Here is an 8,110-nt window from a genome sequence, read left to right as displayed (position 1 = left end):
TGGTGGTCTTCTTCAACTTGGAACCCGCTAACTTTGGTTTTCAAGGTTCAGTTTTGGTGGCTTGGTTATCGCCATTCCAATTCTAGTCCATTAAAGCCGTCCTGGAAGGACGGGGTTTTAAACCCAAAATTTTTGATAACCCAGATTGGCTATTAGTGTATCGCGTCTCGTGATTTGTCACGAAGATTCAAGCGCAGCCCCCCCCATCACCTCCCCCAAAGCGTAAAAGAATCTTAAAATTGCCCCTTCTCGTAGGATTCACTGCATTTTCAAAAGAGAAATTCGCTAAATTTTAAGGGGGGCTAGGGTAAAATGCCCAGATTCCAGTATCCATGAGAATCTGAGAGCATCGATCCTGGTCTTATTCCGTGTCAAGCCAGCGTCTACTGGTTCAACACAGCGACAATAAAATCTCTTATGGCTAACGAAAAAGAAACAGTACCCGGTACATTAATTACGCTGACGATTGGGATTGTCGTCACAGCCGTCAGCGTCTGGTACGGAAAGAATAATGGCCTGCTCCCGGCCCAAGTTTCGCTCCAAGCTCCCTTGGTCGATGACTTGTTCAATGTCATGGTGACGATTGGGACGGCTCTATTTTTGGTGGTCGAGGGAGCCATTCTCTATGCCGTGATCAAGTTTCGCCATCGTCCGGGGGATGAAAGTGATAGCTTTCCGGTCAAAGGTAATTTTTCCCTGGAAATTTTTTGGACAGCAATCCCGGCCTTCTTGGTGATCGGGCTAGGGATTTACAGCGTCCAGGTCTACAACCAGATGGGGGGCTTTGATACCGCTGGGCAGATGGCCCACAACCATACCCACCACCACGCCGTTCAGGTGGCAAGCCTACCCAGTGATGGCAACACCATGCCCCTGCTGGCCAGTGCTGATCCTAATGCCTATGGTATTGGGGCCACACCGGAAGAAGGAATGCGGATGGCGGATTTAGAGGTGGATGTGGTGGGGATGCAATACGCCTGGATTTTCACCTATCCAGAGACGGGGATTGTCACCGGGGAATTGCATGTGCCGGTGAATCAAGATATCAAGATCAACATCGAAGCGAAAGATGTGCTCCATGCCTTCTGGTTACCGGAGTTTCGGATTAAGCAGGATGCGATTCCGGGCAAAACGACCCAACTCCGCTTTGTGGCGACGCAAACGGGGACGTATCCGATTGTCTGTGCCGAGCTTTGTGGGGCGTATCACGGTGGGATGCGATCGCAAATTATTGTCCATAGCCCCGAAGACTATGCCGATTGGGTGGCCTCGAATACCGTCGCTCAAGTCCCAGCGGCGGAGTCTGTGGCGATCGCCCCGATGATGACTGACAGCGATCGCATTCTGGCCCACACCGCCGCTCAACCCATCACCCCAACGATGCTCGACCAAATCCCCACCCCAACGGCCCTCTAAGGCCCTGGGTTCACCTATTATTCTGACCGTGATCGATTCTCACAACTAACGTATGGCACAAGCACAACTTCCAATGCAATCGCCATCACCACAGCCTCAGGAGCAAGGTGGCCATCACCATCCTGAGCAGTGGTCTTGGTATCACTATTTTCTCTACAACACAGACCACAAGGTGATCGGGATTCAATATCTCGTCACGGCGTTTGTGTTTTATCTTATTGCGGGGGTGATGGCTCTGCTGATGCGGACGGAGCTATACACCGCCGATCCGGATTTCCTCGCGCCGGAAGTCTACAACATGCTGCTGACGAACCACGGCACGTTGATGATCTTTTTCTGGATTGTTCCGGCCGCGATCGGGGGGTTTGGGAACTACCTCGTGCCGTTGATGATCGGGGCGAAGGATATGGCGTTCCCGAACTTGAATGCGATCGCTTTCTGGCTCAACCCCATTGCAGCCATTTTCCTATTTGCCAGTTTATTTTTTGGGGGAGCGCAGGCCGGCTGGACATCCTACCCGCCCTTGAGCTTGATTACCAACAATGCCGGTCAAAGCCTCTGGATTCTCGCCATTGCCTTGATCGGAACCTCATCGATCTTGGGGGCGCTCAACTTCCTCGTCACGATCTACAAACTCAAAACGCCCAATATGCAGTGGGATGAGTTGCCCCTGTTCTGTTGGGCCATGGTGGCCACCTCGCTGTTGGCGTTGTTCTCCACCCCCGTGTTGGCCATTGGCTTGATCATGCTGTTGTTTGATATCAACTTCGGCACTGGCTTTTTCCGGCCCGAAATGGGCGGCGATGTGGTGGTCTATCAACACCTGTTTTGGTTCTATTCCCACCCGGCGGTGTATCTGATGATTCTGCCGATCTTTGGGATTATGTCCGAGGTGATTTCCACCCACGCCCGCAAGCCGATTTTTGGCTATAAAGCGATCGCCTATTCCAGCCTCGCCATCTGCGTCGTTGGTCTCTTCGTCTGGGTTCACCACATGTTCACCAGCGGCACACCGGCCTGGATGCGGATGTTCTTCACGATCTCCACCCTGATCGTCGCCGTCCCCACCGGAGTCAAAATCTTCAGTTGGGTCGCCACCCTCTGGGGCGGTAAAATCCGCCTCACCAGTCCCCTGCTCTTTGCCGTGGGTCTGTTGGCCATGTTCGTCTTTGGCGGTTTAAGTGGGGTCACCCTCGGCGCGGCTCCCTTCGACATCCATGTCCACGATACCTACTATGTGGTGGCCCATTTCCATTACGTCCTCTTTGGCGGCTCCGTCTTTGGGCTGTATGCGGCCATTTACCACTGGTTCCCGAAAATCACAGGGCGGATGTACAACGAAACCCTGGGCCGGGTTCACTTCGTTCTCACCTTCATCGGCACAAATTTAACCTTCCTGCCCATGCATAACTTGGGCTTGCAGGGGATGCCCCGCCGGATCGCCATGTACGACCCGCAGTTTGAGTTCATCAACAAAATCTGTACCTACGGGTCAATGATTCTGGGGATTTCGATTCTGCCCTTCTTCTTCAATATGATCTGGAGTTGGAGTCAAGGCACACCCGCCGGCCGCAATCCCTGGCGATCGCTCACCCTCGAATGGCAAACCACCTCCCCCCCAGCGATCGAAAACTTCGATGAAGAACCCATCGTCTGGGCTGGCCCCTATGATTACGGGGTGGATACCCAAACCTTTGAAGCCGATGATCCCACGGTCGAGGAAATCCTCGCCGAAGTCGGTCAAGAAATGAAATAATCTACACCCCAGCGATGGGGGAGGCGGACGTTTAAGGCCATCCCTTGACCCGCCTCCCCCTGGCTGACCCCTTGCCGAATTCAGGAGTTAACATGACCACCACCCTCGATGCGTCCCAAAATGGAGCCTATCCCGCCAAAACAACCGCCGCCGTCAGTGAAAGCCACGGCGAACACGGTGATCATCGCGTTCTGGGCCTAATGACCTTCCTCGCCTCTGAATCCCTGATGTTTTTTGGGATTTTTACGGCCTATTTGATCTATCGATCCACGGCGGAAGTCTGGCCCCCCGAAGGCACGGAGGTTGAACTCTTTTTACCTGCGATCAACACGATCATCCTGGTATCGAGTAGCTTTGTGATTCACATGGGCGATCTGGCGATTAAAAAAGGGGAGGTGCAAAAAATGCGCCTCTGGTACGCTGCCACGATTGTGATGGGCTTGGTCTTCCTCGGTGGGCAAATCTATGAATACACCGAATTAGGCTATGGACTTTCGACCAATGTGTTTTCCAGTTGCTTTTATGTGATGACGGGGTTCCATGGTCTCCATGTGTTTGTGGGGGTGTTGATGATGATGGGGGTGCTGTGGCGATCGCGCCGCCCCGGCCACTACAGCGCCACGAAGCACACCGGCGTTGAAATGACCGAAATTTATTGGCACTTCGTCGATATTATCTGGATCATTCTCTTCGTCCTGCTCTACATCCTGACCTTGTTCTAACAAGATTCCCACCCCGAAACAAAAACCCCTGCTCGTATGAACAGGGGTTTTTGTTTCGGCTCAAGCTCCCGTACTCTTTTCGTGTCAGATCAAGCGAGGGGGAAGGATCAACGAGGGCGGTGAGGGCTTGGGTGAGGGCGGCGATCGCGACGTGACCACATCCACCCCCGTCCCCTGCTGCACCTTAGCGCGTAATTCTGCCAACACTTGATCCACCGTTTGCACCTCTCCGGCTGCGATCTGTGCCCGTGCTGCATTGATTTGCTGGCGAGTCTGCTCAACCCACGCGGCATACCTTGGCGATTCTGCCTCCTCCTGCACATCATCGCCTAATAACGCGGCATTTAAGGCCATTTCTAGGGATGGATACTGCCCTTGTTGAACTAACGTTTCTAGGATTTCCGCTTGGATGGGGTTTAGGGTAACTTGCATGATCGGATCATCACAGGTTGAGGATAGTGCTACTCTATCGTATCGCCTGAAAATGCCGTCAGTGGGGGGATGAACCTTGAGTTTCATCCCCGATTCTGCCTATCGCACCGCAGACCCTGCCACGTTGTCGAATGTTGCCGCCGCCATCGATCGCGACGTGACCACATCCACCCCCGTCCCCAGGGCATCGGCCAGCACCACCGCCCCCCGTTCCACCGGAGCCGTTAAACAGACCTGACGCAGGGCAATACAGAGGTCTTTTACCTGGCCTTTGGGGATGGGTTCGAGGGTTTTCACAGGGACTCGTGCCCAGATGCCGCGATCGATTTTGACGGTGGTGGTTACCATGCGGCGGGGTTCGGTATGTTCTTGGTGGGCATATTGTTCCCCGCGTCGGCAGGAAAAGCCGCGCACTTCGACGATTTGGCTGGGGTGGTCGGGTTCGGTCTCCACTTCTAAGCGGCAGCCCATGGGACAGCCGATGCAGAGATAATGGCTCAGGGTGTCCGGTTGTGCATTGTCGAGAGCAGTCATGATCGGGAACTCCTTACGAATGGTTGGGCGGGTTTGGGGCGGGTTTGGGGCGGGTTTGGAGACCAAACCCGGCTAGCTCCCAAGAGGTTAGGGGGGTAAGAGGTCGATTTTGAGGGAATCGCCGTGGAACTTTTGGAGGAACCGGGGTTTAACACTGAGGTTGATCATTTCAGCGGGGAAAACGTAGCGGAGTTTTTTCTCGTAGACATCACCGAGGCGGAGGGTGCAGTTTTCGATCGGTTGGCGCGATCGCAGATACACAGTATGGTCGCGATCGCTCGATATCGTCTGGGGCACACAATAGCCCACATTTTCCCCCGGCACGAGGCGAATATTATCCGGTGGCGGCAGTTGGCCCGTCACATACAGCCCCGCATTGCGCCCCGTCAAACTCGCTTCAGCACTGACAAAATCCACCAAATCGTGAATATGCACCACATTCCCACAGACAAAAATCCCATCCCGTGACGTTTCCATGCGGCTATCCACCACGGGGCCGTTGGTAATCGGGTCGATGCGGATGTTTAATTGGCGCGAGAGTTCATTTTCCGGGATTAACCCAATGGAGAGCAGCAGCGTGTCGCAGTCAATGTCCCAACTGCGGCTCAGGTCGGGTTGAAAATGATTGTCCACGGGGGCGACGGTGACTCGTTTGAGGCGATCGCGCCCCTGAATATCCACCACCGTCGTCTGTAAATGGAGCGGAATCTCAAAATCCTGCAAACATTGGACAATATTCCGGTTTAACCCATTGGCATAGGGCATAATTTCAAACACCCCCGCCACTTCCACACCTTCAAGGGTGAGCCGCCGCGCCATAATCAAGCCAATATCCCCAGAACCGAGAATCACCGCCCGATGGCCCGGCAACACGCCCATTAAATTAACGAACTTTTGCGCTAACCCCGCCGTTAACACCCCAGCGGGCCGCCGTCCAGGGGTACGAATTGCGCCCCGCGTCCGTTCCCGCGCTCCCATGGCCAGGATTGCCGCTTTGGTTTGGATTAACTTCATGCCCTCGCTGCCGGACATTAACTGCACCTGTTTAGCGGGGGTGATGTCGAGGACATAGGTGTCGGTGGCGATCTGAATATCGGCGGCTTGGACTTGTTCATGGACGCGCTGGGCATATTCAGGGCCCGTTAACTCGGCTTTGAACTGTTGCAGCCCAAAGCCCGGATGGATACATTGCAGCAGAATCCCGCCCGGTTCTTTTTCGCGGTCAACGATGAGGATGCGATCGGCTCCGGCTTCTTTCGCACCCAAAGCCGCCGACATCCCCGCCGGGCCACCGCCGACAACAATGACATCGTATTGATCCTCTAGGGGCCGTTGTTGAGTCATGATCATGGGGATACCTCCGCTGCTTCAACGCGATCGCAGACGAGCCAAGAGTCGCCGCCGCGTTTTGTGATTTCGGTGATGGGAATGTCCGTCATCCTGTGGATCAATTCCATACACCGCCCGGAACAGAACCCGCCTTGACAACGGCCCATCCCGGCGCGGGTGCGGAATTTAATCCCGTCGAGGGTTCTCGCCCCGCGTGCGATCGCAGCGGCGATTTCCCCTTCGGTGATCAGTTCACAGCGGCAGACCATGCGGCCATAGCGGCGATCGCGCTCCACTAACGCCTGCTGTTCGGCAAAAGGCAGGCTCATAAAATGGATCGGTTTCGCGATCGCAGGATTAAACCCATCCTTCGCACTCAGGCTTAAGCCTTCCTCTTGGAGTAAATCGAGAATGAGGAGCGCGATCGCCGGAGCCGCCGTCAACCCTGGCGACTGAATCCCCGCCACATTAATAAATCCCGGCTGACTTGTGGAGCCAATGATAAAATCTTCCCCATCCGCCACCGGCCGCAACCCGGCAAACTCCGCAATACAATCCCGCGCACTAATCCCCGGCACTACCTGCGTCACCTGGGAAAACACCTGAGCGCCCCCCGCTGCCGTCGTCGTCAGGTCGGTTTTATCCTCAATCAGCGTCGCCGTCGGCCCCACCATCAGCGTCCCGTCATAGGTGGGAATCACCAAAATCCCCTTAGAAACCGGCGTAGGACAGGGAAAAATCACCCGTTGAATAAACCCCTTTAAGCGTTTATCGAGCAAATATTCTTCACCCTTACGAGGGGTGATTTTAAAATCTCCCACCCCCGCCATCGCCGCAATCTCATCGGCAAACAACCCCGCCGCATTGAGCACAAACCGCGCCGCCAGCGGTTCACCGGGGGTGTGAATCTGCCAATGGTCATCCGTGCGAGTCAGTCCCGTAACGGGGGTATTGGTGCGCAGATGGAGGCCGTTCTGTACCGCATTTTCAATCAGGTTAAAACAAGCTTCATAGGGGTTAATCACGCCCGTAGTGGGGGCATAGAGACCCGCGACCACTTGATCCGAGAGGTGGGGTTCTTCGGTGAGGAGGCGATCGCGCTCCCACAGTTCCAACCCCGGCACGCCCTTCGCCTCGCCTTGGACCTTGAGGTGGTGCAATGTCTCCCGTTGGTCTTCGGCCATAGCCACGGTAATTTCGCCAATGCGCTTAAACCCAAAGCCCAAGTCGTCGTAGAGCGTATCCCACAGTTGATTCCCGTCCCATTCCAGCTTGCCCTTGAGGGTGTTCGGATCGCCGTGATGGCCGCCGTGGATAATGCCGCTATTCGCCTTACTGACCCCAAAACCTACCTCGATCTCTTTCTCGATCAAAACAACGTTCAGGGCATAGCGCATCAATTCCCGCGCTAGGGCACAACCGACCACACCGCCGCCAATAATGGCAACATCGTAAATCATGATTTTGGCCTTTCGATGGTGTGCAAATGACCCAAACGTAAGCGGCTCTTCTGTTCGGCGTTGGTTGCTCTTTTCACTGTACCGCCTGGGTTGGGTCTAGTTTCAGTATAGGAAGCCAGGCGGGCCCACCCTAGCGAGATGAGGCTGAACTCCCAAAAATGCTGAAAAACGCTACATTCTGTCGTATTTGTTCATAGTCCCGCCCCCCGGCGTGGGGTAGTGGAGGACGAGAGGAGGTGCGATCGGTTTTTTACCCCAGCCTTCAATCGCAAATGTGGAGCGAAGCCGAAGGTATAGCGGAAATTTTGTCGTTGACACGGCATTATCTTAAATGTGCAAAGAAGACTCCCACTATAAAGCGAGTCCGAGTAGAGTTACCGAAGGTAACGGCGGACGTGCCTTTTAGTGGCGAGATGAATTTGCACCAACAAACAAATCGAGCGACAGCGAGTCCTTAATTT

The 8,110-nt window shown here is 54.6% G+C and carries 7 protein-coding genes; 3 read left to right on the top strand and 4 right to left on the bottom strand.

Annotation, left to right across the window (positions count from 1 at the left end):
* The first annotated feature begins 417 nt into the window (after positions 1-417).
* The 3 genes from PN477_RS08095 to PN477_RS08085 all read left to right on the top strand — a co-directional run bounded on the left by PN477_RS08095 (position 418) and on the right by PN477_RS08085 (position 3,894).
* Positions 418-1,416 carry a cytochrome c oxidase subunit II gene (locus tag PN477_RS08095; RefSeq protein ID WP_272120847.1) on the top strand — a complete coding sequence of 333 codons (999 nt, stop codon included), beginning with the start codon at positions 418-420 and terminating at the stop codon, positions 1,414-1,416.
* 52 nt (positions 1,417-1,468) lie between these two features.
* Positions 1,469-3,172 (top strand): cytochrome c oxidase subunit I, encoded by a 1,704-nt coding sequence (gene ctaD / locus PN477_RS08090; protein WP_417158776.1) that lies wholly within the window; start codon positions 1,469-1,471, stop codon positions 3,170-3,172.
* A 92-nt stretch (positions 3,173-3,264) separates the two neighbouring features.
* Positions 3,265-3,894, top strand: coding sequence for a cytochrome c oxidase subunit 3 (locus PN477_RS08085; RefSeq protein WP_272120845.1), 630 nt, complete (start codon positions 3,265-3,267; stop codon positions 3,892-3,894).
* A gap of 84 nt (positions 3,895-3,978) precedes the next feature.
* Here PN477_RS08085 and PN477_RS08080 read toward each other — a convergent pair whose 3' ends face one another.
* From PN477_RS08080 to PN477_RS08065, 4 genes are all read right to left on the bottom strand, one after another.
* Complete coding sequence (locus PN477_RS08080) at positions 3,979-4,326, bottom strand: hypothetical protein (RefSeq protein WP_272120844.1); 348 nt, start codon at positions 4,324-4,326, stop codon at positions 3,979-3,981.
* A gap of 99 nt (positions 4,327-4,425) precedes the next feature.
* Positions 4,426-4,860: a DUF1667 domain-containing protein gene (locus PN477_RS08075; protein WP_272120843.1), complete on the bottom strand. Its 435-nt coding sequence runs from the start codon at positions 4,858-4,860 to the stop codon at positions 4,426-4,428.
* An 87-nt stretch (positions 4,861-4,947) separates the two neighbouring features.
* A complete protein-coding gene (locus PN477_RS08070; protein ID WP_417158775.1) occupies positions 4,948-6,210 on the bottom strand; it encodes an NAD(P)/FAD-dependent oxidoreductase in 1,263 nt (420 codons plus the stop codon).
* Positions 6,207-7,649 (bottom strand): NAD(P)/FAD-dependent oxidoreductase, encoded by a 1,443-nt coding sequence (locus tag PN477_RS08065; RefSeq protein ID WP_272120841.1) that lies wholly within the window; start codon positions 7,647-7,649, stop codon positions 6,207-6,209. The genes PN477_RS08070 and PN477_RS08065 overlap by 4 nt, the downstream gene beginning before the upstream one ends.
* Positions 7,650-8,110 lie beyond the last annotated feature (461 nt).

Source organism: Spirulina subsalsa CS-330 (assembly GCF_028330765.1).
Taxonomy (GTDB): Bacteria; Cyanobacteriota; Cyanobacteriia; order Cyanobacteriales; family Spirulinaceae; genus Spirulina; species Spirulina subsalsa_A.
The sequence above is the reverse complement of the archived record's forward strand: the minus strand, read 5'-3'. Positions and strand labels throughout refer to the sequence as shown.

Bases quoted from the DNA above. Each gene is read 5' to 3' on its own strand.
- PN477_RS08095 (WP_272120847.1), top strand. From the start codon at position 418: ATGGCTAACGAAAAAGAAACAGTACCCGGTACATTAATTACGCTGACG.
- ctaD (WP_417158776.1), top strand. From the start codon at position 1,469: ATGGCACAAGCACAACTTCCAATGCAATCGCCATCACCACAGCCTCAG.
- PN477_RS08085 (WP_272120845.1), top strand. From the start codon at position 3,265: ATGACCACCACCCTCGATGCGTCCCAAAATGGAGCCTATCCCGCCAAA.
- PN477_RS08080 (WP_272120844.1), bottom strand. From the start codon at position 4,326: ATGCAAGTTACCCTAAACCCCATCCAAGCGGAAATCCTAGAAACGTTA.
- PN477_RS08075 (WP_272120843.1), bottom strand. From the start codon at position 4,860: ATGACTGCTCTCGACAATGCACAACCGGACACCCTGAGCCATTATCTC.
- PN477_RS08070 (WP_417158775.1), bottom strand. From the start codon at position 6,210: ATGATCATGACTCAACAACGGCCCCTAGAGGATCAATACGATGTCATT.
- PN477_RS08065 (WP_272120841.1), bottom strand. From the start codon at position 7,649: ATGATTTACGATGTTGCCATTATTGGCGGCGGTGTGGTCGGTTGTGCC.